At 47.6% G+C, this 23,684-nt stretch carries 26 protein-coding genes; 16 read left to right on the top strand and 10 right to left on the bottom strand.

What is annotated here, in order from left to right; all coding sequences use genetic code 11:
* Positions 1-85: 85 nt before the first annotated feature.
* On the bottom strand, positions 86-1,216 hold the full coding sequence (cas6, locus tag QUA44_RS12275) for a CRISPR-associated endoribonuclease Cas6 (protein ID WP_333251102.1): 1,131 nt from the start codon (positions 1,214-1,216) through the stop codon (positions 86-88).
* A 300-nt stretch (positions 1,217-1,516) separates the two neighbouring features.
* Between cas6 and QUA44_RS12270 the strand changes: the two genes are divergently transcribed.
* The 5 genes from QUA44_RS12270 to QUA44_RS12250 all read left to right on the top strand — a co-directional run bounded on the left by QUA44_RS12270 (position 1,517) and on the right by QUA44_RS12250 (position 5,358).
* A complete protein-coding gene (locus QUA44_RS12270) occupies positions 1,517-1,879 on the top strand; it encodes a ferredoxin-thioredoxin reductase catalytic domain-containing protein (protein ID WP_172186333.1) in 363 nt (120 codons plus the stop codon).
* A 146-nt stretch (positions 1,880-2,025) separates the two neighbouring features.
* Positions 2,026-2,433, top strand: a complete 408-nt coding sequence (locus tag QUA44_RS12265) for a DUF309 domain-containing protein (protein ID WP_333251099.1) — start codon at positions 2,026-2,028, stop codon at positions 2,431-2,433.
* A 305-nt stretch (positions 2,434-2,738) separates the two neighbouring features.
* Positions 2,739-3,209: an LptA/OstA family protein gene (locus tag QUA44_RS12260; RefSeq protein ID WP_333251098.1), complete on the top strand. Its 471-nt coding sequence runs from the start codon at positions 2,739-2,741 to the stop codon at positions 3,207-3,209.
* A gap of 173 nt (positions 3,210-3,382) precedes the next feature.
* The gene (gene lptB / locus QUA44_RS12255; RefSeq protein WP_333034782.1) at positions 3,383-4,111 is read left to right on the top strand and encodes an LPS export ABC transporter ATP-binding protein; all 729 of its coding nucleotides are present in this window, start codon (positions 3,383-3,385) and stop codon (positions 4,109-4,111) included.
* Between the two features lie 80 nt (positions 4,112-4,191).
* Positions 4,192-5,358, top strand: coding sequence for an LptF/LptG family permease (locus QUA44_RS12250; protein ID WP_333251093.1), 1,167 nt, complete (start codon positions 4,192-4,194; stop codon positions 5,356-5,358).
* A 172-nt stretch (positions 5,359-5,530) separates the two neighbouring features.
* Here QUA44_RS12250 and QUA44_RS12245 read toward each other — a convergent pair whose 3' ends face one another.
* Positions 5,531-6,901 (bottom strand): hypothetical protein, encoded by a 1,371-nt coding sequence (locus QUA44_RS12245; RefSeq protein WP_333251091.1) that lies wholly within the window; start codon positions 6,899-6,901, stop codon positions 5,531-5,533.
* Positions 6,902-7,377: 476 nt separating this feature from the next.
* On the opposite strand from QUA44_RS12245, the gene pgl reads away from it, so the two are divergent.
* The 6 genes from pgl (at position 7,378) to QUA44_RS12215 (ending at position 11,769) form a co-directional block, all read left to right on the top strand.
* A complete protein-coding gene (gene pgl / locus QUA44_RS12240; RefSeq protein WP_333251089.1) occupies positions 7,378-8,097 on the top strand; it encodes a 6-phosphogluconolactonase in 720 nt (239 codons plus the stop codon).
* 205 nt (positions 8,098-8,302) lie between these two features.
* On the top strand, positions 8,303-9,094 hold the full coding sequence (locus QUA44_RS12235; protein WP_333251087.1) for an FHA domain-containing protein: 792 nt from the start codon (positions 8,303-8,305) through the stop codon (positions 9,092-9,094).
* 82 nt (positions 9,095-9,176) lie between these two features.
* Positions 9,177-9,668, top strand: a complete 492-nt coding sequence (locus tag QUA44_RS12230) for an FHA domain-containing protein (protein WP_333251086.1) — start codon at positions 9,177-9,179, stop codon at positions 9,666-9,668.
* A 55-nt stretch (positions 9,669-9,723) separates the two neighbouring features.
* Positions 9,724-10,461 carry a PRC-barrel domain-containing protein gene (locus QUA44_RS12225; protein ID WP_333251083.1) on the top strand — a complete coding sequence of 246 codons (738 nt, stop codon included), beginning with the start codon at positions 9,724-9,726 and terminating at the stop codon, positions 10,459-10,461.
* A gap of 31 nt (positions 10,462-10,492) precedes the next feature.
* The gene (locus QUA44_RS12220) at positions 10,493-11,320 is read left to right on the top strand and encodes a hypothetical protein (RefSeq protein WP_333251080.1); all 828 of its coding nucleotides are present in this window, start codon (positions 10,493-10,495) and stop codon (positions 11,318-11,320) included.
* Entirely contained in the window at positions 11,317-11,769 is a 453-nt protein-coding gene (locus QUA44_RS12215; protein ID WP_333251077.1) for an FHA domain-containing protein, read from the top strand. Before QUA44_RS12220 ends, QUA44_RS12215 begins: the two co-directional genes overlap by 4 nt.
* A gap of 141 nt (positions 11,770-11,910) precedes the next feature.
* Here QUA44_RS12215 and QUA44_RS12210 read toward each other — a convergent pair whose 3' ends face one another.
* Positions 11,911-12,489, bottom strand: a complete 579-nt coding sequence (locus tag QUA44_RS12210) for a DUF1997 domain-containing protein (RefSeq protein ID WP_333251074.1) — start codon at positions 12,487-12,489, stop codon at positions 11,911-11,913.
* A gap of 209 nt (positions 12,490-12,698) precedes the next feature.
* Between QUA44_RS12210 and pheA the strand changes: the two genes are divergently transcribed.
* Both pheA and QUA44_RS12200 read left to right on the top strand, forming a co-directional pair.
* A complete protein-coding gene (pheA, locus tag QUA44_RS12205) occupies positions 12,699-13,646 on the top strand; it encodes a prephenate dehydratase (RefSeq protein WP_333251071.1) in 948 nt (315 codons plus the stop codon).
* Positions 13,647-13,675: 29 nt separating this feature from the next.
* Positions 13,676-14,320: a pentapeptide repeat-containing protein gene (locus QUA44_RS12200; RefSeq protein ID WP_333251068.1), complete on the top strand. Its 645-nt coding sequence runs from the start codon at positions 13,676-13,678 to the stop codon at positions 14,318-14,320.
* Positions 14,321-14,355: 35 nt separating this feature from the next.
* Here the strand turns inward: QUA44_RS12200 and QUA44_RS12195 are convergent, their stop codons facing one another.
* The 7 genes from QUA44_RS12195 to rpsL all read right to left on the bottom strand — a co-directional run bounded on the left by QUA44_RS12195 (position 14,356) and on the right by rpsL (position 21,791).
* On the bottom strand, positions 14,356-15,294 hold the full coding sequence (locus tag QUA44_RS12195) for a PspA/IM30 family protein (RefSeq protein ID WP_333251066.1): 939 nt from the start codon (positions 15,292-15,294) through the stop codon (positions 14,356-14,358).
* A gap of 217 nt (positions 15,295-15,511) precedes the next feature.
* Positions 15,512-16,153, bottom strand: coding sequence for an LON peptidase substrate-binding domain-containing protein (locus QUA44_RS12190; protein WP_333251064.1), 642 nt, complete (start codon positions 16,151-16,153; stop codon positions 15,512-15,514).
* A gap of 448 nt (positions 16,154-16,601) precedes the next feature.
* Complete coding sequence (rpsJ, locus tag QUA44_RS12185; RefSeq protein WP_006632193.1) at positions 16,602-16,919, bottom strand: 30S ribosomal protein S10; 318 nt, start codon at positions 16,917-16,919, stop codon at positions 16,602-16,604.
* Positions 16,920-17,100: 181 nt separating this feature from the next.
* Positions 17,101-18,330 carry an elongation factor Tu gene (tuf, locus tag QUA44_RS12180; RefSeq protein ID WP_333251061.1) on the bottom strand — a complete coding sequence of 410 codons (1,230 nt, stop codon included), beginning with the start codon at positions 18,328-18,330 and terminating at the stop codon, positions 17,101-17,103.
* 101 nt (positions 18,331-18,431) lie between these two features.
* A complete protein-coding gene (gene fusA / locus QUA44_RS12175) occupies positions 18,432-20,504 on the bottom strand; it encodes an elongation factor G (protein ID WP_333251059.1) in 2,073 nt (690 codons plus the stop codon).
* Positions 20,505-20,819: 315 nt separating this feature from the next.
* Complete coding sequence (gene rpsG / locus QUA44_RS12170) at positions 20,820-21,290, bottom strand: 30S ribosomal protein S7 (RefSeq protein ID WP_106150481.1); 471 nt, start codon at positions 21,288-21,290, stop codon at positions 20,820-20,822.
* Between the two features lie 120 nt (positions 21,291-21,410).
* Entirely contained in the window at positions 21,411-21,791 is a 381-nt protein-coding gene (rpsL, locus tag QUA44_RS12165) for a 30S ribosomal protein S12 (RefSeq protein ID WP_006632197.1), read from the bottom strand.
* 143 nt (positions 21,792-21,934) lie between these two features.
* Between rpsL and QUA44_RS12160 the strand changes: the two genes are divergently transcribed.
* The 3 genes from QUA44_RS12160 to QUA44_RS12150 all read left to right on the top strand — a co-directional run bounded on the left by QUA44_RS12160 (position 21,935) and on the right by QUA44_RS12150 (position 23,535).
* A complete protein-coding gene (locus QUA44_RS12160) occupies positions 21,935-22,114 on the top strand; it encodes a hypothetical protein (RefSeq protein ID WP_333251055.1) in 180 nt (59 codons plus the stop codon).
* A gap of 147 nt (positions 22,115-22,261) precedes the next feature.
* The gene (locus QUA44_RS12155) at positions 22,262-22,465 is read left to right on the top strand and encodes a hypothetical protein (protein WP_333034800.1); all 204 of its coding nucleotides are present in this window, start codon (positions 22,262-22,264) and stop codon (positions 22,463-22,465) included.
* A 218-nt stretch (positions 22,466-22,683) separates the two neighbouring features.
* On the top strand, positions 22,684-23,535 hold the full coding sequence (locus QUA44_RS12150) for an Npun_R2479 family HD domain-containing metalloprotein (RefSeq protein ID WP_333251053.1): 852 nt from the start codon (positions 22,684-22,686) through the stop codon (positions 23,533-23,535).
* Positions 23,536-23,684 lie beyond the last annotated feature (149 nt).

The raw sequence follows: 23,684 nt of genomic DNA, 5'->3' as shown, positions 1-23,684 counted from the left end.
GTCAACAGTCAACAGTCAACAGTCAACAGTCAACAGTCAACAGTCAACAGTCAACAGTCAACAGTCAACAGTCAACAAATTGGCGCTAATCCTCCACTTTCAAAGCCCTTCTTGCCAACTTCACATAAGTTTTCACAGTTTCATAAGGCATTTCCAAATCAGCAGCAATATCAAACAAAGATTCCCCCAATTCCCGGCGCGCCAAAATCGTCGCCCAAGTTTCAGAAATCTCAGCAGCACAACTTCCGCCTCTACGCTTTCTGTGCGCCATAAACTTCTTTGTCAATTCATCTATTCGCGCCGCCAATACGCTTTGTATCGACACTTCAGGTAGCGCTTCTGTCAACCATTGTGCTCGCGTTTGTCCCAATCCAAAAGTTGTTTTGTGGCCAGTGCCGCAATAAGGCGCTAACCGCCCCAAAGCATAAAATAATTGTACAAAATCAGGGCGATTGTGAGCCGATCGCCCTAGCCCAAATTCCACAGCCCCTGTGAATCCCGTTACCATGCCTTTTTTGCCCGCGGCTACCTTTTGTGACTCCAATTTGTGGCGGCTAATAATTGCATTTTCATCAATCCAATTCAAAAATTCTGCTTGGTCAAAATTTAGCCCCGAAAAGTTATTCCAGCGGCGCAAATAGCTGTGAAAAACATTTTCGGGAACTGGCAAAGGGAAGTGATGGCCTTTGCTACGAAAGCTTGTAGGAGTCAAAAAACTAAGTTTGATGGTTGGCGAAAATGCGGGTTCTGCTGTTAATAATTGCTGGTAAGTTGTGGGTTCAAAAGCAATATCCCAAGAGCGAATTAGCAGGGGAGCATTTCGCAAATCTATCTCTTCGGGCAAATTTTGTAGCCACTGACTCAGCCACTGCACTACTGGCTTTGAAAGTCCTGTTACGTACCAGCGATAAATTCGATCGCCCAAAAGCTGAAATTCTTTGCCACCGGGGAGCAAATCACCTTCCAATCCCGAAATAGTAAAGGCTTTTTCTGACTGTTCATCGTGCAAAAGTTTCGATAAACCCGGGTCCGTTTGGTGTACTTGACCTAAAAACCAAGCGTGCAAACCTATAGCATACTGCGCGTACAGATAGCTAGCAGCGCCGGGAGTCAATTCAAACACTAATCCGACTAACTCGGTGTCAGCCGGCCAAATCAGCCCAGACGGAGGAGATTTTCGATCGCGGGTGCCGGTGCCGTTGGGGGAAGTTGCCATCAGATGCCACTAACAGGGACAGGGCTGTGCTATCTTATCCGATTTTTATCCCCTTTGGGGGATGATTGTTGAGGGTCCTCAATCGCCCAAATCTTTTGGCTGCTTCAAAAACCGGGTCTGCCGCCAGTTTCCCGCACCCTCGGGGATAGACAAAAACCAGTAAAAAACCAACAACCTAAAACTCAATCTTTGTCAAGGTTTTCCTCCTTGTAAGTAAACAGAAATATACAAGTGTTTAAAATCACATACTGCGCTACAATTGTTAAAAGCTCGTAGCATCCTCAACTCCGATCCTCAACTATGAACACAACAGAAAAATCTAAACTTTCCAACGAAAAAACTTTGGAGGCGATGAAGAATTTCTCCGAAACCTACGCCAAGCGCACGGGAACTTACTTTTGTTCTGAACCTTCCGTCACTGCTGTCGTGATAGAAGGACTAGCAAAACACAAGGATGAACTAGGCGCTCCCTTATGCCCTTGCCGCCATTACGAAGATAAAGAAGCAGAAGTAAAAGCCGCCTACTGGAACTGTCCCTGCATTCCCATGCGCGAGCGCAAAGAGTGTCACTGTATGTTATTTCTGACGCCAGATAACGATTTCGCTGGAACTAATCAGGAAATAGGAATGGATCAGATTCAAGCTGTCAGAGACACTATGTAATCGGTTAAGTAGGCGGTCGTGAAATGGCAGTAGTTTTGAAAACAGGTCGTGATTTTTCCTATTTTTAAGACTTAGCTATTAAAAAAAATCGATCGCCGCCTACTCAAACACACATCCGCCCTCGATAATCCCCAATCTCCAATCGAATGACAGAGGAAATCCCGCTCGACTTTTGGCAAGGTATCGAACAGTTTAACAGCCAAGAATTTTACGCTTGTCACGATACTTTAGAGGCTTTGTGGATGGAAGCAGGCGAGCCGGAAAAAAGGTTTTATCAGGGAATATTGCAAATTGCCGTCGCGCTTTATCACTTAGGAAATCACAACTGGCGCGGTGCAGTAATATTGCTGGGAGAAGGAATAAATCGGCTCAGTTATTATCAGCCGAGTTATGCCGGAATTGCTGTTGAAGACTTGCTCGGACAAAGTGCTAAACTTTTGAGCGCTTTGCAACAAGCTGGCCCGGAAGAAGTAGCTAAATTTCAACAGTTATTCGCAGGTACAGAAATTGCAGGCTTGCAATTGCCGCGAATTATCAAACTACCAAAAAGTTAAATAAATGTTTGTATTAGGGTGTGCAGTATACTTGGCCTCTACACAGAGGAGGGCTGGCTTTCTTGCCGGCTGCCCAAGTATATTAATTTGTTGTGGAACGAGCCTCTTGCCCGTTCCCGGTTAAGACAGTTGCAGCCACTCGGCAAAATAACCAATTAAATTCGCTGTTGTCTTGCTAGGATAATTGGTTGAGACTATCGGGTCAATCGATCGACCTCACGGGAATCTTTCTGGCCGTTAAGATAAAATACCTAACTGGAGGTAATCCCCTTCAGCAATTTTACAAATTTTGAGGCTCCAAGCTTATGATGCCCTCCGCTAAACTACTCAATTCCAGAATATTCAAAGGATTATCGCTGCTGTTGCCCCTGACTCTGGCAGGCGCGATTGCCTCTCCCACTTACCCGCAAGCCGGGCCGCCCCGCACTCTCAGCGTGCGATCGGACATTCAAGAAGCCGACTCCAAAACCGGCATCGTGACAGCCCGTGGCAACGTCCAAATTAACTATCCAGCCCGCCAAATACAAGCAACTGCGGCTCAAGCTCAATATTTCAGCCGCGAGCGCCGGATCATTCTCAGCGGAGATGTTTACGTATTGCAGCAGGGCAACAGCCTGCGCGGCGAAACCATAACATACCTCATCGACGAAGGGCGGTTTATTGCCCTGCCAGACAACCCAGGACAGGTAGAATCTGTTTATCTGGTTGCCCCGGAACAAGATGCTGCCGCCCAAAATGCAGTGGGATCCGAACGTCCAACTACAGCCCCCCGGTAAAAGCGACTCGCAGCAGCGAAATTTCGCCTCAGCCAAAACATACTACTTGGGATAGATGCGAAATTTCGTCTTTATAAAACTAGCAAACTTGAAAAGGTAAAATTTAAATTAGAGAGTCGATCGCACAAAGCCGCAGTCGGAAATTTAGCTTGTAGAGGTTGCCGGGAGCGAAAATGAAAATTGTACTCGAAAATATTCACAAATCCTACGGAAAACGCAATGTAGTTAGTCGCGTCAACCTTTCGGTAGCCCAAGGAGAAATCGTAGGACTGCTAGGCCCCAACGGTGCCGGCAAAACCACAACATTTTACATAGCAACCGGATTAGAAAAACCCAATCAAGGAACTGTTTGGCTAAACGATTTAGACATCACTAAATTGGCGATGCACCAGCGAGCGCATTTGGGAATTGGCTATCTCGCTCAAGAAGCAAGCATTTTCCGAAACATGAGCGTGCGGGACAACATTTTGTTAGTTTTAGAACAAACTCAAGTGCCACGCTGGGAATGGCGCGAGCGAGTCGATTTCCTATTGCAAGAATTTCGCTTAGAAAAAATAGCATCTAGTTTGGGAATTCAAATATCGGGGGGAGAAAGGCGGCGGACTGAACTGGCCAGAGCATTAGCCGCTGGGCGAGACGGCCCGATGTTCCTATTTTTAGACGAACCGTTTGCAGGCGTCGATCCGATCGCCGTAGATGAAATTCAAACCATTATTGCTAAACTGCGCGATCGTAAAATCGGCATCCTGATCACCGATCACAACGTCCGAGAAACCCTCGAAATTACCGATCGAGCCTACATCATGCGAGACGGCCAAATTTTAGCCTCCGGGGCAGAAGAAGAACTCTACAGCAACCCTTTAGTGCGACAGTATTACTTAGGTGACAACTTCGTGCGATAGTCTTTTGAAGGCATTCCCCATGGTCATAAATTTAGATTTGAGATGTTAGATTGAGGAGCAAACTGCAAAAATCCCAAACTATGAAAATAGCAATATCCAATTCTTTGAATCCCATCAACTGGCTGCCGAGAATTTCCGTAATGGACTGGTACATTACCAAAGAACTAATCGGCCCATTTTTATTTGGCGTCGGACTCTTTACATCCGTCGCCGTAACAGTTGGAGCTTTATTTGAATTAGTCCGCAGAGTAGCAGAATCCGGCCTCCCCTACAGCGCAGCCATAGAAATTTTTCTCCTGCAAATTCCTTACTTTGTAGTATTGGCTTTCCCGATGTCGATGCTGCTAGCAACCTTAATGGCCTACAGCCGAATGTCTAGCGACAGCGAACTCATCGCCCTCCGCAGTTGCGGAGTTAGCGTTTACCGATTAATACTGCCCGCAGTGATTATGAGTTTAATTGTTGCAGGCTTAACCTTTGGTTTGCAAGAGTTAATCGTACCCGCCGCCAGCTACAGAGCTACTGTGACTTTAGACAGAGCCCTGAAGCGAGAAAAACCGATATTTCAAGATAGAAATATTATCTACACAGAATTTCGCAAACCAGAAAAAGGCGGCGACGAAATCCTGGCCCGCTTTTTTTATGCAGAACAATTTGACGGCCAGCAAATGAAAGGTTTAACAATTATCGATCGCTCCACCCCAGGCCTCAATCAAATCGTTTCTTCAGAATCAGCTACTTGGAATCCCTCAGAAAATACCTGGGATTTTTTCAACGGAACCGCTTATATAGTAGCTCCTGATGGCTCTTACCGCAATATAGTTAGGTTTCAACACCAGCAATTGCAACTCCCCCGCACGCCCTTAGATTTAGCGGCTAGAGTGCGGGATTTCAAGGAAATGAACATTGCCCAAGCTTTAGAGCGTTTGGATATCATTAAAAACAGTGGCGACGAACCGCAAATTCGCAAATTACAGGTGCGAATTCAAGAAAAATATGCTTTTCCTTTCGTGTGCATGGTATTTGGTTTAGTGGGAGCAGCTTTGGGAACTCAACCGCGCCGCTCCGGTCGAGGAACGAGTTTTGGTATTAGCGTAGTTGTGATTTTTACTTACTACGTATTTTCTTTCATCACCAGTTCTATGGGCGTGAAAGCTGTTTTGACTCCGATTCTGTCGGCTTGGCTGCCGATCGCATTTGGCTTAGGAATCGGCGGATTATTGTTGGGACGGGCCGCCGCTAGGTAAGTTTTACCGCTAACATTGGGAATGGGTAATTCGGAACTTGTACTGCCCTTCCACTGCCTTCTGCTCCCTTCCCTTCGACTATGCTGAGGAAAACCGAAGTCGAAGGAAAGGAACCGCGTAGCCTAAGTATTGGGAATTGATAATATCGTTTTCGTGACCGAACTTCCTTCATTTAAGGATTAGAAAAAGTATTGATTTCGCCACCGCCAATGTAGCGTCCCGGAGCCAGGGAGCGGGGTGTAGCAAAAGTTTGAGGTTGAATGGGCTGTACGCCCTGATTGGTATTTTGGGGAACAACTCCAAAGTTAGGCTGGTTCGGCGGCAAATTAAGCTGACTCGGTGGAGGTGTTTGAAATTGAGAATTCGCTGAATTGGGAGAGAATTGAGGGCTAATTATCTTGCTTCCCCCGATCGTACTCGGAAAAGGGGACTGTCTGACACTGGGAAGTAGAGGTGTTGGCGAAGGTATGGCTACTGGCAGTGCCACAGGTTGAACTTCAGGTGCGAAGCCTGAGCCAGATAAATTAGTTTGGTAGGGATTTTTCGGCAAAGCCACCGTTGCAGCCCCTGCATTAATTTCGGGAAGGCTCCGTACTCGGGAACTTAACCCCGCCAATGATTCAGGGACTGTAGCTGTCGGTTTTAAGAATTCTTGAGATTCCTTGCTCACAGTATTTGTCGGAGCCACAAGTGGGGGAAGTGCTGTGGGAACATTCACAGGATTTGCTCCACTTTGAGCTGTAGCGGTCGTTGGGAGCAAATTTGTCGCATTTCCTGCAGCCGGATCGGAAGCCGGTCGATCGAGCAATTTAGCCGAGTCTGCTGTTTTCTCAGCCGAAGCCGCCGTTGCCGAAGTGTTAGCAACGACGTATTTTTTCATAGCTGCTTGCAGCGGACTCAAAGGCAGAGAATTTTCGTTTTGTTTACCTGAATTAGCATCACTCGACGCCTGCGATAAAGTTGCTGTCGCTGTACCCCCAGACTCAGGATTAATCGTTTTTATCCCGGAAGTCAGTCTTCCACTGCCAGATAAACTCAACGCTGATGTTGCGTTTGAACTTGGCAAGCTGGAATTTTCAGGGTTATTGTTTCCGGCCTCGACATCAGGATTTGCTAAATTTGGCAAGGGGAAAAATCCGCTGCTTCCTACCCGATTGGGGGCTGAAGATGGCTGAGGAGTTTCTAAGCCCCGATCTCGAAGTTCCTCGAATAAACCTTTGCTTTTTACTACTGATGAATTTAACAAGTTCAGTTCAGAAGCAGTAGAGCCATTAAACTGATTGACTAGCACTGGTGAGCTGTCGATTTCAGCCGCAATGGCGGTATCTTCAGCAGATAGCCCCGATAGCGAAGCTGGAGTGTTTGAGGCTGGTTCTTCTTCGCCATCTATGCTCAACCTTTCTGGATTTACAGATACCTCCCAGATAAATAACCCCCCCGCACACAGCACGGCTAACGGAGCCCAAACCGCCGGTTGGGTCCAGTGGCGTAACCGCGCTATTAGATAGCGGACAGATGTAGGAAATCGCTTAAATATTGACATAGTTTTGATTCCATCCGAGCGTGCGGATTTAAAACTATTTTTCCTAGTCTACCACATCAATCTTGATTATTTTTGCTATGCCGGGGTAAGTGCGATCGGGAGCATCTCGGTTTGGCTTTTACTGTCGGTGTGCGATCGTCCGGCTCGCTATATTAATAGACTTTGCTGTGCGGGACGGATCGGAGTCCCAAAAAACGCTTTTTACTTTCTGCAGAGATGCTCCGAGTACGATCAAACTTTTGATTGAAAGTTGCGAAAGCTCAATGCAACAGGTGAAAATCCATAAAGCACTGGTATAAATATGTCTTGCTTTCCTTAAATCAAAGGGCATAAGATGATAAAATTTTATGGGGTGCTGTGTCCGGCAGGCCGGGTCAGTCAGCAGATCGACCTCAAACCAAAATGTCAAACCAAAATGTCAAGGTAAAATTGGCAATTGCCCAGAACAACACCCAAGGAAAGTTGAGAGGAAATTAATGAAAAAAGTAGTAGAAGTATTAGCAAATCGGGAACAACTGATAGATCGATCGCTGGAGATTGTGCTGTCGAAAATCTCAGAAGCCATAGCAGAACGCGGACTTTGTACGATCGCCGCAGCGGGCGGAAGCACACCCGAACCGCTCTACAGAGCGCTCTGTGCCCAAGACCTGCCTTGGGACAAAATTCACGTTTTCTGGGGCGACGAACGCTACGTTCCCCCAGAACACCCAGACAGCAATCAAAAAATGGCGCGCCTCGCGTGGCTCGATCGAGTGAATATCCCCGCCAGCAACATCCACCCCATGCCCACAGGCGCCGGCGACCCCGCAGCCGACGCTGCGGCGCACCAAACCGAATTGCAGCAGTTCTTCAAAGTATCCGACGGCGAGTTTCCCGCCTTCGACATCATTTTATTGGGCATAGGAGACGACGCCCACACAGCCTCTCTATTTCCCGGCACAGCAGCCTTGGAAGTCCGCGACGCCCTAGTAACTGTCGGCAACAAAGACGGTCAACCCCGCATTACCTTTACAGTCCCCTTAATCAACCGGGCCCGGTGCGTCATCTTCATGGTCGCAGGAGCCAGCAAACAACCCGCCCTAGCTCAAATTTTTGCCCCCGCAGCCGACGAAATGACTTATCCAGCCAGACTCGTTCAACCAGAGGGCGAACTTTGGTGGCTGCTCGATGCGGCGGCTGGTGAAGCAGTAAAATAGCCGACAGAGCCACAATCGTGCCAACACAGTCAGCATTATCACTAACTCAATCTTGCCCGTCACAGCTAACGTCACGGCGTCAGCTCAGTTGCTAGTATTAGCGAAGCAATATAAGAATGTGGCGGTTAAAGTTAAAATTTGACCATATACACGAGTATTTTTATGAGGCTGATTTGAAAATCTGGCCGATAGCAAGGAGAAATCGATGATTGTCTGTCCCAATTGCAATCACCAGAACCCCGACGGGGCCAGCCAGTGTGAGGCTTGCTACACGCCTTTACCTGTTACCGCAAGTTGCTCGAACTGCGGTGCAGCAGTTCAGACAGATGCAGCATTTTGTGGCCAGTGTGGCTTTAACTTGCGTCCGGGTTCCATAGTTCCAGAAGTTGAGGGGACAGTAACGTCCCCCTCGTCTGTAGGCCCCACAGTGGTATCGTCACCGGCGCCGGATTTAGTCCCACCCGAGCCCATGATGGCAATGGAACCTCTAGTTACCCTGAATAAGGGACTCAACTTGGAAAAAACTCCCGCCAGCATTCCGACGATTCCAGATCCCCCGCCTTCGCCCTCGGTTCCTGTTACAACTGAATCGGTGGCAACACCAGTAAATATCTCTCCTCCGGTTCCGGACCCACAGCCAGCAGGTGTAGCTAAAACTCAACTGCAACAGCAGTCGGCGCGCCTGCTACACGTTCAGACAAATACGCCGATGGAATTGCCTCACAGTCTGTCTGTGGTTCACATAGGCAAGCCAAATGACTTAGTACCGCCGGATATTGATGTTTCGGGATTTGCTAATTCTGAGATAGTTTCTCGGGTACACGCAAATCTCCGGGTGGAGGGAGATGCTTGCTACCTAGAAGATGTAGGTAGTTCCAACGGCACTTACGTCAACAATACTCCGCTACCCAAGGGAAACCGCCACCGGTTGCGACCGGGAGACCGCATCTCTCTGGGCAAAGGAGACCTGGTTACGTTTTTATTTCAAATCTCTTAGAGCGAGTTTGGATTGGGCGATCGAAAGTCTAAAATCTAAAATCGCATCTTGAGGCGCTCTACCAAAACTCAATGCTGCCAATGTGATTAAGCTGACCTTGCTACATCCACTCCAGTCTATACCCGTCCGCAGTTGGATCTTTGAAGACGAGCAGGTCGTCCGGATCGGGCGATCGACCGAAAACCACGTCGTTCTTTTTAGCGCTGTGGTTTCTCGTCGCCACATCGAATTGCGGCGCAGCGGCATAACTTGGGAACTGATCAATTTAGGTACCAACGGCACTTACCTCGATGGTAAGCCGATCGCTAAGGTTCCCATTGTGGACGGTCTGATCGTTCACTTGGCTCGCTCAGGTCCGAAAATTCAAATCAACGTAGGCCCGAATCAGTCCTCCGTCCAGTTAGGACTTCTTAGCGTCAAGCCAAGGGAGGCTAAGGAAATTCACGCTCCCTCGGGCGGGGTGCACATTAGCACGATTCCTGTTCCCGACCAAAAAGAAGTTGGCACTTCCAGGGAAGAGGAGGAGTTAACCGAGGCAGATAATAATCGCCATTATTCGGAAGAAGAATATTAAATCGGCTTCTTTGGACGATCGACATTTTTCAAAGGCGGCACTCAGGAGTTTATTTATGAGTACATCACCACAGATTGTTAGGCGCAGCGAATTGCTCAACCGTCGCACGATCGACCGCTCAACGGCGGAAGAGGTCGGCCGGGTAGATCGGGTTTGGCTCGATGCTCACTCCCAGCGGGCGATCGGCTTTACTTGCAAGTCGGGACTTTTGGGCAGCAAAAAAACTTGGTTCGCTTGGGCGCAAGTTGATACGGTGGGGGAAAATGTTTTTGTCACCATTAACCCGGAACTGCCGGAATTGCATCAGCCGGAACAAGCTGTTTGTCCGATCGGCCTTGAGGTACTCACGGACGCTGGGAATCAGGCAGGTACGGTGGTTGACTACCTATTTGATGTCCGCACGGGTTCAGTCACCCACTACCTATTTAAATCGAGCGGCTGGCGCGGTGTTTTAGACGGAATTTACTTGTTACCTGTGGCAGCTATTTCAACCATCGGCAGCAAGCGGGCGATCGTCTCTGAAGCTGCTGTATCGGAGCCAGTGCAGTACGCAGAGGGACTGCACAAAAAAGTCGGTCTGGTAGCAGAGTTTTTACATGAAGATTTCGACAGAACTCTCAAAAATGTGGCTGGTGTGAAGCGGGGCGCTCAAAGTCTGGCGGAAAAATTCCAAGATAAAGCTCTCGAAGTCAGGGATGTAGCTCAAGAAAAAGTTGCAGAGTTGAAGCGGCAAAGGCAAGAATCTGTCCCGCCAGAGCCGAACCCGGAGCCGCCCGATTCAGATTTGAGCTGAAGTTTGGCCTTCCCGCTCGCCGGGGGACTAATTGCCGATCGCATTTTGGGGCGGCGCGCGCGAGGAAGGTCGATCGGTATTTTCGCTATCAGAGATTGATGCGTTGTCGCTCAAAATTCCAGTGCTGCTCAAAGCATTGTATTTTAAAGGTATCGCATCAATAAGGAAAATGTTAGCAACTCAAAAAGACCTATGCTGTTTGATACAACTCACATCTTGCAACATTCTCAAGAACAGGCAAGATCCCTGTTCCACAAACAGTGAATTTTCTTGTGGAACAGGCATCTTGCCTGTTCATAAAAGGCCTATTCAGAATGGTGCAACATCTCAGATACAACCAACAAGTATTTTATCTAGAGACCCCAAGATTAATAATAGGTTAACTTCTGTCTCCACAAACAGCGATTCGTCGATCGTTGACTGTCGCCCGATCGAGAACTTGAATCAGCGGTGCAACCAGCACAGGTCTGAGTTAAATTCTCTGGTTCATCAGCCGGAAAAGAATTATTTAGCCGATCAAATTGAGCGGCTCACCCATCGGCACAATCGCGCCCTCACAGACCACATTAATCAAGCGGTTAAAACCGCTGTCCATCACTGGGAAGTTCACCAGATTAATAACATCGTGTTTGGTTGTTACCGAGGGCAGCAAAAATTTGCGCCTGCGCTAAAAGCTAACCCTCAAAAGTTTGTTCAAATGCCTCAAGCAGCCAAAAGTTCGACTTTTACGGCAGAGCGAGGGAATCCAGGCGCACTGATGACGCCTTTAAAAATCAAAATTTTTGCAGTTTTCTCCCAAAAAATCTCTCTGGAAGTATCCCCGTTTCTGTCTGGCGGTGGAGTGTCAAAACATCAGTGATTACCTTAACTCTTTTACATCCTATCCAGTCGGTCGCGGTTCAAAGTTGGTGTTTTGAATCAGAACCGGTGGTTCGGATCGGTCGATCGAACGACAATGATGTAATCATTTACAGCGCTGTAGTTTCCCGCCACCACGTAGAGCTGTGGAATCACGCCAATAGCTGGGAAATTATTAATTTTGGTGCTAACGGCACTTATGTAGATGATAGACCGATCGCTCAGGTGTCAGTTGTGGACGGGATGACAATTCGCTTGGGCAATTCCGGGCCAAAAATCAGGATTCGGGTGGGCGCAGCGAATCAACCGGGCAAAATAATCCAGCCACCGCAGCGCGAACTCCACCAAAAGGAAGAAGTTTCAAAAGACAGGTCAACTGCTTGGCCTCGGGGTGTGGGAATCATCGAAGACGATGAACATGGAGGGCTGACTCAAATCGATCTTGACTGACCGGCAGCTATCTATCCCTGCAAGCCAACTCAAACAAAGCTCAAGGTACGCAATTCGATCATCTAACTAATTTTTCGGTAAGTGGCCTGATTTTTGCCTAAATATGCCTATAAATTAATTAACAGCTTCTCTAGTAGGATCTCACCCTTCTAAAGATAAGATTTGGGGGAGATCGCTCGATATTACCTCAGTTTCGTTGCTTGCCCACCGGCGGTAATCGGAGAGCAACTGGTACATCAACCGCTGTTTGACGCTCAGCAGTACGCTCTTGAGCAAAGCGTTGCCCGTAGCTTCTAAAATTGCTTTGGGCGTCAGCCAAAACGGCGGCGGTAACTCTACTTGCACTTCCAAATCCGCTTTTCCCTTCAAGTATGCTACCCCGCTGGTTTGGTGTACACAAAGCTGTCCTTTGAGATTGAGAGCAAAGCGATCGTTTATATAACCCACGCCACGAATTTCGCAGGCGACGGACTCCAAATTGATTGTACCGTCCGACTCAGCCCACACCCTCATGTCTACTGTGGGTTGAATGCTCAGCATCATAAATTGTAACGGCCGCATTTTCAGGCGGAAACAGTCATCGCTTAGCTGCTCTGTGCGACTTTGATCGACGAGGGCGTTCACCAGTCGCCTCGGCTGGCGCAGATAATGTTGAATGGGAACCCGTTCGTCTGGTACGGCGATCTCAACGGATTGGGAAGAATTAAAGCGGATATACATGAGAAAATATCAAAATATAGGATTCCTAAGCATATCTTAATAAACTATCACCTTTTTTTAAGGTGACATAAGTCACGCAGTATGTCGCGCACCCAGCAATGTCAACCGAGAAATTACGGATAAAAGCTTTCGGGACATCGCTAATTTTTCATCATACTTGCTAGCTGATGAGAGTAAAGCAAACATTTGTAACCTAAAATTACCTCTAAATGAAAATTTCGTTAGCGAAGCCCTCGAAGAGGATCGCACATCTCGGCCCTGTTGGTACAAATGCAGAAACAGCGGCTCTAGCTTATGTCAATTGGTTGAGCCTGAAAACTAACTTGGAATGCACCCTGTGTCCTTATTCCACCATTTCCCAAGCGCTAGAGGCATCTGCCGTAGGGCAGGTTGACTATTCAGTTGTGCCCGTCGAAAATTCGATCGAAGGCAGCGTGACTGTCACCTTAGATACACTGTGGCGACTCGATCAACTCCGCATTCAACACGCCTTAGTTTTGCCAATTTCCCACGCCCTGGTTTCTAATGCTAAAAATTTTAACGAGATTCAAAAAGTTTACTCTCATCCGCAAGCACTAGCTCAGTGTCAGGTATGGTTGGGGCAGTTTATTCCCTCAGCTCAATTAATTCCGGCAAATTCAACCACGGAAGCATTGCAATATCTGGAAGATAGAAATGTAGCAGCGATATCTTCGCCAAGAGCTGCTGAACTTTACCATTTGCCAGTGTTAGCCCACCCAATTAATGATTATCCCGATAATTACACTCGCTTTTGGGTACTCAGCAGCAGTGGTGGAGAAATCTCAAACGTAGAAGCAGCCGATAGCTCATCCCTTAAATCCCTCACAAAATCGGCTGCTAAGTTGATCCCCGATGTTTCACCGTGTAATTGCACCCATACGTCACTAGCTTTTAGCGTACCTGCCAATATGCCGGGATCACTGGTAAAACCTTTGCAAGTATTTGCCAGTCGCGGTATTAATTTAAGTCGGATTGAATCTAGACCGACTAAAAGATCGCTCGGAGAATATATTTTCTTTATGGACGTTGAGGCCGATGTTTGCTCTGCATTAGTTCGCGAGGCACTAGAAGAGTTAAAAAATCACACTGAAACTTTAAAAATCTTTGGTTGCTACAGTCTACTGTCAGTAGTATAATTTTAAGTAAAATTTAGGAGGCTAGCCAGATGAATGCGGATGAACTTCTGAAGCGATATGTAGCCGGAGAAAGAAATTTTCATGAAATTAACTTGAAACAGGCTTCTTTGCGAGAAGCTTTCCTGATTCATATTAATTTAGCCTGTGCAAATTTGACCGAAATCAATTTAGCTTTAGCAGATTTAAGTTGGGCAAAACTTAATTTTGCAGACCTCAAGAATGCTTGTTTGGTAATGGCAAAACTAAAGGCGGCCGATTTGACTGGAGCCAATCTAACTTTTGCCAGATTGACAGGATCTGAGATGGTTGAAGCCAACCTGAAAAACGCCAATTTGAGCGACACAAAAATGATAGGTGTTGATTTTACTGGCGCCTGCTTGTACGGTGCCAACTTAATGGAAGCCAACCTCATTGATGCTTGCTTGGACAATACAGACCTCAGAGAAGCCAATCTTAGTGAGGCAAAACTCCGGGGAGCGAGTCTCCAAAAGGCTAATCTGACAGGAGCATTGTTGTATGAAGCTAATCTTCAGGGCGCGGATTTGAGACAAGCTGACTTGCGCGGTGCTAATTTAAGCGGGGCTTTTTTATGCGGTGCTAACCTCGAAGGCGCTCAGCGTGATGAGGAAACAAATTTAAGTGGGGCGATTCACTTTTGCATCAGAGAACTCTGAAATCAGGCAATATAGCTACGCAGAGAATCCGACAACTAAGGACTAAAAAATATACTATTGACTTGGCTGAAAGTGAAGTCTATTTGCTGCTGTACCTTAGCAAAATGAAGCTGCATCTTGAGGATCTCTTTCTTGGAATTAGCTTGAGCAATCTTACTTTCCAAAGCCAGCAAGTTGCGGTTGAGATTTTCTACTCGCACAGTTTGGTAGTCTAAGTCAATTTTTAGTTCTGCAGCCTGCTCGAATTGAACCTGCTTGCGAACCACGGCGAGGCGGACTGAATTTTCATCCTGTGTCTGAAGAGCTAGCATAGGTCGCTGCTGCCAATGGTTGGCTTGAGATTCAGCTTGATTGTACAGCCACTGAATCCGCAGTTGGGCGGAAATCGCACTGCCAACAGCCTGACGCAGTTCTTTGAGAGGTTCCTGAATTTCTAAGATTAATAGTTCCCAAAGATTCATCAGTTCGCTGGTAAATTCTTCGCGTTCTACAGAGGCTACCAGTGCTTCTAACAGCAACAAATTTGGTTGCATCTGCTGCGTAATTGTCTCAAATATTAACTGTGCTTCGGACATTTGCCGATCGTAATTTTTTTCTGAGACTGCACCGGATGAGTGCTTTAATATTTTTTCAGTGTTCTCTACCTGAGCTTCTGAATCTGAACTTGAAGCTACAAAGGCCTGTAATTTTTCGCGGGCGATCGAATTCAGCCTTTGTCGAAGCAAATCGCAGGCTGCCCGCTGCACTGGCCCTGTTTCGCTTTGACAAATCTTGATTACTATTTTTAAGCCGGCATCGCCATAATTCAATGTCTCTCTCAGGGCGGCGATTCGATGTTCGCTGACAGAACTAGACAGCCGATGTTTAACTCCTGCTAGTCCGCCGAGCACTACACCGCCCACAGGAGGTGGCAGTTGACCGCCTTTAACTGCATCGTATGGTTTCGGTTGGTCGTGATTGTCTAACACAAGCATCTAATTTTGGAACGGGCAAGATGCCCGTTCCACAAGAATAAATTTTTCTGTGGAACGGGCAAGATGCCCGTTCCTAGATATTTTTGTAAAAGGTCTATTAATTCTCAATTATTTAATCTCCAATGCGAAAATCTAAAATCGAAAATAGTATGATTTGTGTGTGAATTTGGCTTCAATGCAGGCAAAACCGATCGTACTTTTTGCCTGCGCTAATTCCCTATTTGAGCGTATCTTTAAGTACAGTCCTCGCTGCCAAGTGATTGCGAGTAGAAGTCAAAATTTCGGTTTCGCGTTCCAATCTCGCAGCAGTATCTTGCAATTCTAAAAGAGTTTGCTGTTCTGTCGCTGCACCGTAAAGGTAGCTGGCTACCCAGTAGGACAGTTCTGTGGGCAAACTGGGAATGTCTTCCGGTAGGTCGATCGGCTGATCCATCAATTTGCTAGACAGGCGAACTACATCTCTCAGCAGTTGTTCGACATCTTGGCCCAAAGATCGGAGGTCTTTTTGCGGCGGTTCGTCTTCAATCCATTCTACTAGACCGACTAAATAGGGTTTTTCCCGAACGGCATCGAGGACTCGGAACCGCTGCTGTCCGAGAGTCATGATTTTCATGCGATCGTCCGGCAGGCGTTGGCAGTGAATCACTTCGGCGCAACAGCCAACGGCAGAGACTTTGTTTTTGTTGGGGTCCCACATGAGTACACCGAAACGCCGATCGCCCTCCAGAATCGTATTCATCATGATTCGATAGCGAAACTCGAAAATTTGCAGCGGCAGCGGTCTACCTGGAAATAGAACCACTTCCGGCAACGGAAATAAGGGGAGTTCGCGAACTGCGGAGGAGGAAGAGGATGCCATTGTCGCTCAAAGATGACGGTACTTGCGCTTATTTTTCTTACTTTAACTGATTTGAGCAATTCTGGGACGGGAGCGATCGGGCTTTTGCGACGCAGATTCGATCTATCGATCGCGATCACTCATGCTCCCAGCAACTGCTGCTAGCTTATTTAAGCCGTCACCCCTTTAAAATGATAAAAATTATGTTTTTGCTTAAATAACTATTTCAAACGCTATGATACCCACTTTAAAATCAGCGTTTGTTTGATTATCCCTAATTTATAAAAATTTACCTTTAATTGGAGCGATTTACTTACAAACCAATGACTACTGACTACTGACTACTGACTAATGACTACTGACTACTGACTGCTGACTGATGACTATTGTTGATCGCACTTTCAGCAAAAAGAAGGAACCAACGATCTTTCCATTGTTCCTTCTTTCTGCGTTTTCCTAATCCATCAATTTACAGCTTGACTTCGATATCTACGCCGGCTGGCAAATCCAGTTTCATCAAAGCGTCAATTGTTTTGGCCGAAGGCTGGTGAATGTCGATAATGCGGCGGTGCGTGCGGGTTTCAAAGTGTTCGCGAGAATCTTTGTCTACGTGGGGCGATCGCAGCAAGCAATAAATCCGCCGTTTTGTCGGTAGGGGAATCGGGCCGATCGCAGTGGCGGCTGTCCGATTTGCTGTATCTACAATCTTTTCGCAAGATGCGTCTAGAATTCGGCGATCGAAAGCTTTGAGGCGAATGCGAATTTTTTGCTGTTGAATTGTTGCCATTTTTTTTCTTGAATTTTCGAGGTTCAGTTTGTTGTTTGTTGTCTGTTGTCTGTCGTCTATTTGCAGTTTTTTTTGGGCTAACTGCTAACTGCGGAATCGTGACTAATGACTAATCACTAAATAGCAGAAAAGCCTGATTAAATTTGGTGGCTTTTCTGCTATTTAAGCTGTTATCGGATTCCTACTTGAGGATTTTGGAAACAACGCCGGCACCGACGGTGCGGCCGCCTTCGCGGATAGCGAAGCGCATTCCTTGCTCGATCGCGATCGGGTGGATCAGTTCAACAGTCATCTTGATGCGGTCACCGGGCATCACCATTTCAGCTTCCGAACCGTCATCAGCAGTGAACTGCATGATTGTACCGGTTACGTCAGTCGTGCGGACGTAGAATTGAGGGCGGTAGCCCGAGAAAAAGGGCGTGTGACGGCCGCCTTCTTCTTTTTTCAGGATGTACACTTCAGATTCAAACTGAGTGTGAGGACTGATAGATTTTGGCTTGGCAATTACCATGCCTCTTTCAATATCCGCCTTTAAAATCCCCCGGAGAAGTAGACCCACGTTGTCGCCGGCCAACCCTTCATCCAAGGACTTGGTGAACATTTCCACACCAGTCACGGTAGTGCTGCGAGTGTCTTTAATGCCAACCACTTCTACTGTTTCGCCGACTTTGATGGTACCGCGCTCGATCCTGCCTGTGGCGACAGTACCCCGACCAGTAATGGAGAATACGTCTTCAACTGCCATCAAGAAAGGCTTGTCAACTTCGCGTTCTGGGGTAGGGATGTAAGAATCTACGGCTTCCATCAGCTTGTAAATCTTGTCTACCCACTCATTCTCGCCCTCCTTGGTTTTGGGATTAGCAAGCATCGCTTCGAGAGCTTTCAATCCCGAACCGGTCACGATGGGGATGTCATCGCCAGGAAAATCGTAAGAGCTCAAAAGTTCGCGAACTTCCAGTTCTACCAATTCCAACAGTTCAGCGTCATCCACCATGTCTTCTTTGTTCAAGAAGACAACCAAGCTGGGAACGCCAACTTGCTTAGCTAGCAGGATGTGTTCGCGAGTTTGAGGCATGGGGCCGTCGGCCGCTGACACTACTAGGATGCCGCCGTCCATTTGAGCAGCACCGGTGATCATGTTTTTCACATAGTCAGCGTGTCCGGGGCAATCTACGTGGGCATAGTGCCGACCTGTGGTTTCGTATTCGACGTGAGCAGTATTAATCGTAATACCCCGTGCTTTTTCTTCTGGCGCAGCGTCGATGTCGGCGTAGTTCTTAGCCTTTGCTTGACCTAGTGCAGAGAGAGTCATCGTAATTGCGGCGGTCAAAGTTGTTTTGCCGTGGTCAACGTGACCGATCGTACCGATGTTTACGTGGGGTTTATTCCGTTCAAATTTTGCGCGTGCCATTCTCGATCTGTTCCTTGTTTTTTTTAGCGATTTTAGACTTGAGATTTTAGATTCTAGATTTTGGATTCAATCCAAAATCCAAAATCTAAAATCCAAAATCATTAGTTCCCTTTGTTTTTCGCGATAATGGCTTCCGCCACATTTCGCGGCACTTCTTCGTAATGGCTGAATTCCATTGTGAAGATGCCTCTACCTTGGGTTTTCGAGCGGATGTCGGTGGCGTAACCAAACATTTCTGCTAGGGGAACCTTGACAGAAACTTTGGCAATTCCCTGATCCGTCTCTTGACCTTCGATATGACCCCGACGCGAGTTGAGGTCGCCGATGACGTTCCCGATATAATCTTCGGGAACTTCTACCTCTACTTTCATCATAGGCTCTAGCAGCACTGGCGACGCCTTCATCACGGCTTCTTTGATCGCCATTGAGCCGGCGATCTTAAATGCCATTTCCGAAGAATCTACGTCGTGAAAAGACCCGTCTACCATAGTAGCTTTAAGGTCGATCACGGGATATCCTGCTACAATACCTGATTCGCAGGCTTCTTTCATCCCTTGTTCTGCCGGGCCGATGTACTCTTTCGGTACAGTGCCGCCGACAATTTTGGAGACAAATTCAAAGCCGGTTCCGACTTCGGTGGGTTCTACTTCGATCACGACGTGACCGTACTGACCTTTACCGCCGCTTTGGCGGATAAATTTACCTTCGGCGCGGACGGCTTTGCGAATGGTTTCGCGGTAGGCTACTTGCGGCTGACCCACGTTAGCTTCTACTTTGAATTCCCGCAGCATTCTGTCTACCAGAATTTCCAGGTGCAGTTCGCCCATGCCGGCGATGACTGTCTGGTTGGTTTCTGGGTCAACGTTGACTCGGAAGGTGGGGTCTTCTTCCGAGAGCGACTGGAGGGCTTTGGAAAGCTTCTCCATGTCTTGTTTGGTTTTGGGTTCGACAGCCACTGAGATGACTGGTTCTGGAATAAACAGGGACTCCAGAATCACTTCCGAGCCTTCTTCACAGATGGTATCGCCGGTGAAGGTGTCTTTCAAACCCAAGACTGCTCCCAAGTCTCCGGCGCGGAGTTCCTTTACTTCTATCCGCTCGTCCGCTTTGAGAACAATTAGGCGAGAAACTCGCTCTTTTTTGTCTTTGGTGGAGTTGAGGACGTAGGTGTTGCTTTTGAGGACACCGGAGTAGACGCGAACGAAGGTCAGGCGACCGTACTGGTCTGCCATGATTTTGAACGCCAGAGCTGACAGGGGGGCGTTGTCGTCGGCAAAGCGCTCTGCTGTCTCGCCGTTGGGCAGAAGTCCTTGAATTGGGGGAACTTCCAAGGGTGACGGCAGATAGTCTATCACTCCATCCAACAAAAGCTGAACGCCTTTGTTTTTGAAGGCCGAACCGCACAGCATGGGGACGATCGCCCCGGAGATTGTGCCCGCACGCAGGGCCGAGCGGATTTCCGCTTCTGTTAACTCTTCGCCTTCAAGGTATTTTGCCGTGAGGGCGTCGCTGGTTTCTGCTACGGACTCGATCAGCTTGGTGCGGTATTCTGCGGCGAGTTCTTTTACCTCATCGGGGATTTCTATTTCCTCGATATCGGTGCCGGTGTTGTTGTTGTAGATGTAGGCTTTCATTTCCACTAAATCTACAATTCCCCGGAAGTTTTCTTCGCTGCCGATCGGGATTTGGACTGGTACGGCGTTCGCTCTCATGCGATCGCAAATTTGGCCGTAAACTTTGTAGAAGTTTGCACCCATGCGATCCATTTTGTTGACGAACACAATCCGGGGCACATGATACCTATCGGCTTGGCGCCAAACTGTTTCGGATTGTGGCTGCACTCCGCCTACCGAGCAGAACACTGCGATCACTCCGTCGAGCACTCGCATCGAGCGTTCAACTTCGATCGTGAAGTCTACGTGTCCGGGAGTGTCGATGATGTTGATTTTGTAATCTTTCCAACTGGTGGTGATAGCAGCGGCAGTAATCGTGATTCCCCGTTCCCGCTCTTGCTCCATCCAGTCAGTGACTGCTGTTCCCTCGTGCACTTCACCCATTCTGTGAACCATGCCTGAATAGAACAGAATTCTTTCCGTTGTTGTTGTTTTGCCCGCGTCAATGTGGGCGGCGATGCCGATGTTGCGAGTTTTTTCTAGCGGGACGGTACGTGCCACAGCTATCTCCTTGATCTTGTGTTGCTGTTATAATACTACTATACTACACAGAAACCCTTTTTTGCACTCCCCAGCCACTTACAACAGTCTCTGGAGCTTATTGTTACATTTTAATACTTTTTGCAAGATTTGTTTACAAAAATATTAAGGATGCGACATGGAGGATTTACAGAGTGCGTGAATTTTAAGTTTGCTTCACGAATGGCAAATGCGCCAAGAGAAGCAATCTCAACACTGAAAACTTAAACTTTTCAATTTCTCGCCCGATGCTTTTATACCGAACGATCGCGCTCTTCTCCATGCCCGATGTTGCAGTTAGTAGCGGTAGTGAGCAAAAGCCTTGTTAGCTTCGGCCATGCGGTGAGTTTCTTCGCGCTTGCGAATAGCACTCCCTGTTTCGTTAGCTGCATCCATCAGTTCGTTAGCCAACTTGGCGGCCATTGAGCGGCCGGTGCGGGCGCGGGCAAATCTGATCAGCCAGCGCAGGGCGAGGGTGGTTCCGCGATCGGAACGCACTTCCATCGGCACTTGGTAGGTGGCGCCACCTACCCGGCGGGCTTTGACTTCTACCAAGGGTGTAGCGTTTTTGACTGCTTTTTCAAACAAGTCTAACGGTTCGGCTCCCGTGCGTTCTTGGATGGTTTTCATGGCATCGTAGACGATGCTGGAGGCCACGGATTTTTTGCCGTGCTGCATGATCCGTCTCACCATCATGCTTACCAACCGGCTGTTGTAAGTTGGATCTGGCGGAACTGGACGTTTTTGAATAACTGTGCGGCGAGACATAGTTTTATTGGGGTTTTTTGATTTTGATTGATTGAATTTGGGGTTGTGAGTTCAAATTTTAGATCGGCGATCGAACTTAATTTTTGCTGGCTCATCCCCGGCGATCGGGCGAGTCCCGTGTTATTTTTTCTCTTTAGGACGCTTGGCCCCGTACTTGGAACGACCTTGTTTGCGGTCTTTCACACCGGCCGTGTCTAATGTACCGCGAATGATGTGGTATCTAACTCCGGGCAAATCTTTTACCCGACCGCCCCGGATCATTACTACCGAGTGTTCTTGCAAGTTGTGACCGATGCCGGGGATGTAGGCGGTGACTTCAAAACCAGAGGTCAGCCGTACCCGAGCCACCTTCCGCAGCGCCGAGTTGGGTTTTTTCGGGGTGGTCGTGTACACTCTGGTGCAAACTCCGCGGCGCTGGGGGCAACTCTTGAGAGCTGGCGATTTGGTTTTTTTCTGCGTTTGTTCCCGTGCTGAACGGATGAGTTGCTGAATAGTGGGCATGAGTTACGGCATTTCTAGCTTTTTGCTGAATATAGTGATTTGGCTGTATCCGCACTGAAAGTCCCTTCCCCTCTGGGGGGACGGGATGAATGAAAATAATTATGGGTAAGTGAGGATACCAGACTCTATATTGTACACGACGCGTGTTTCTTTGGCAAGAAATTTGCGCGACTAGCACTCAAACTTCCTTCCTTGCTGCAAGTTGGGAGGGGGCGAGCGCAACGGGCGAATGGTATGTGACATCCTATAATTTAGGCGCAACTATGATGATTGTCACAGCCGTCAGCAAAATTTATGACGATCGCAATATCGCGCTTTTTTGATCAAATTACCATCGATCAAATTACCATTATTAGGAGAGGCGCATTAACTTCAGCCTGCGATCGCATCACAGTCTATAGCCGATCGATATCACATAAAGTTATCTAAAATTGCCGGATAATAAGAAATATACATTGAGTTGACGGCAGATGACAACCAAAGCTTATATTCCTGAATATAAAATTTCCGAACTTTACTTGAACATTTGGAAATCCGGTAAGATCGATCGGACTGTGTTCCAGCAAATCCAATACGCAATTAATTCTCACAGTTTAAAAAGTTCAGAGGATAGAAAAATTGTCAGCAGGCTGCTGTATGCAGTACGGCGGGGATGGGTGTCAGTGATGGACTGAGTTACTTGGGAATTTTGAGTCAGGGCGCGAGATTGCTTGGCGACTCCCCGGGCGTAGCTGCGTCAATGAGTTTTGAGATTGCCACCCACTTGGCACCCACAGAGCATAACGCACACGGGGTGCATGAGTTGTGAGCTAAAATCTCATCCATAAAATTAAAGGACTCCCCAATAGATGCACCGCTCTTAAAAGGAAATATTAAGGTAAAAGGACAGGGTATGTTTAATTCTACAGAACTGCTGATCGAGGCTTTCATCGAACAACTTCAGAACGGGTACAGCCGCACTTACGGAGGCTACAAATCAGACTATGCTGACATTATTGCCTGGGTGGGGGCAATGGCGTTAGAAAACATCGCCAACAGCGACGCTCTTTATCACAATGTAGAACACGCCATTTGCATTAGCTTAGTCGGTCAAGAAATCTTGCGGGGAAAACACATTCGCAAGGGCGGAGTTTCCTGCGAAGATTGGCTGCACTTCATCATTTCTTTGCTGTGCCAAGACATCGGATATGTCAAAGGAGTTTGCCGGCAAGACCAAGAATCAGAAGGATTGTATGCTACTGGAAAAGATGGTATGAGAATTGCACTTGCTCCCGGTGCAACAGCGGCTAGCCTAGCTCCTTACCGAGTTGACAGAGCTAAATTGTTCATTGACGAGCGCTTCGGCAACCACAAGCTAATTAATGCTGAGATAATTAAGCAGAACATAGAACAGACTCGTTTCTCGGTGCTTGACGGTAACACTGACGAGGATGCAGTTAATTACTCTAGTTTAGTGCGCGGTGCTGACTTGATAGGTCAGCTCAGCAACCCGCAATATTTGCAGAAAATTGGCGCGCTATTTTACGAGTTGGAAGAAAGCGGTGCTACTAAAATTTTGGGCTACCGACATCCGGGCGACTTGCTGCAAAGCTACTCTAAGTTTTACTGGAGCGGCATTTATCCTCACATCAGCGAATCTCTCGGTTACTTGCAGTTGACGCAGGAAGGTAAACAAATTGTTGCTAGTTTGTACGCTAACATATTTCGGATGGAACACCAACGTTGCGATTCTGAGGTTGCTTGATGCAAGGGGAAGCGGAAGCGGAAGCGGAAGGGGAAGTGGAAGGCGGCAAGTTTTGAAGGTGTGAGATTGCTTTCTGAAGAATCACTTCGCTAACCAAAGCACAGCGGATTTAAGCCCCCACCTTTAGGTGGATTGTTTTTAGGCAGGGG

Source organism: Microcoleus sp. N9_A2, assembly GCF_036701775.1.
Taxonomy (GTDB): domain Bacteria; phylum Cyanobacteriota; class Cyanobacteriia; order Cyanobacteriales; family Microcoleaceae; genus Microcoleus.
This window is presented reverse-complemented; position numbering and strand designations above follow the sequence as displayed.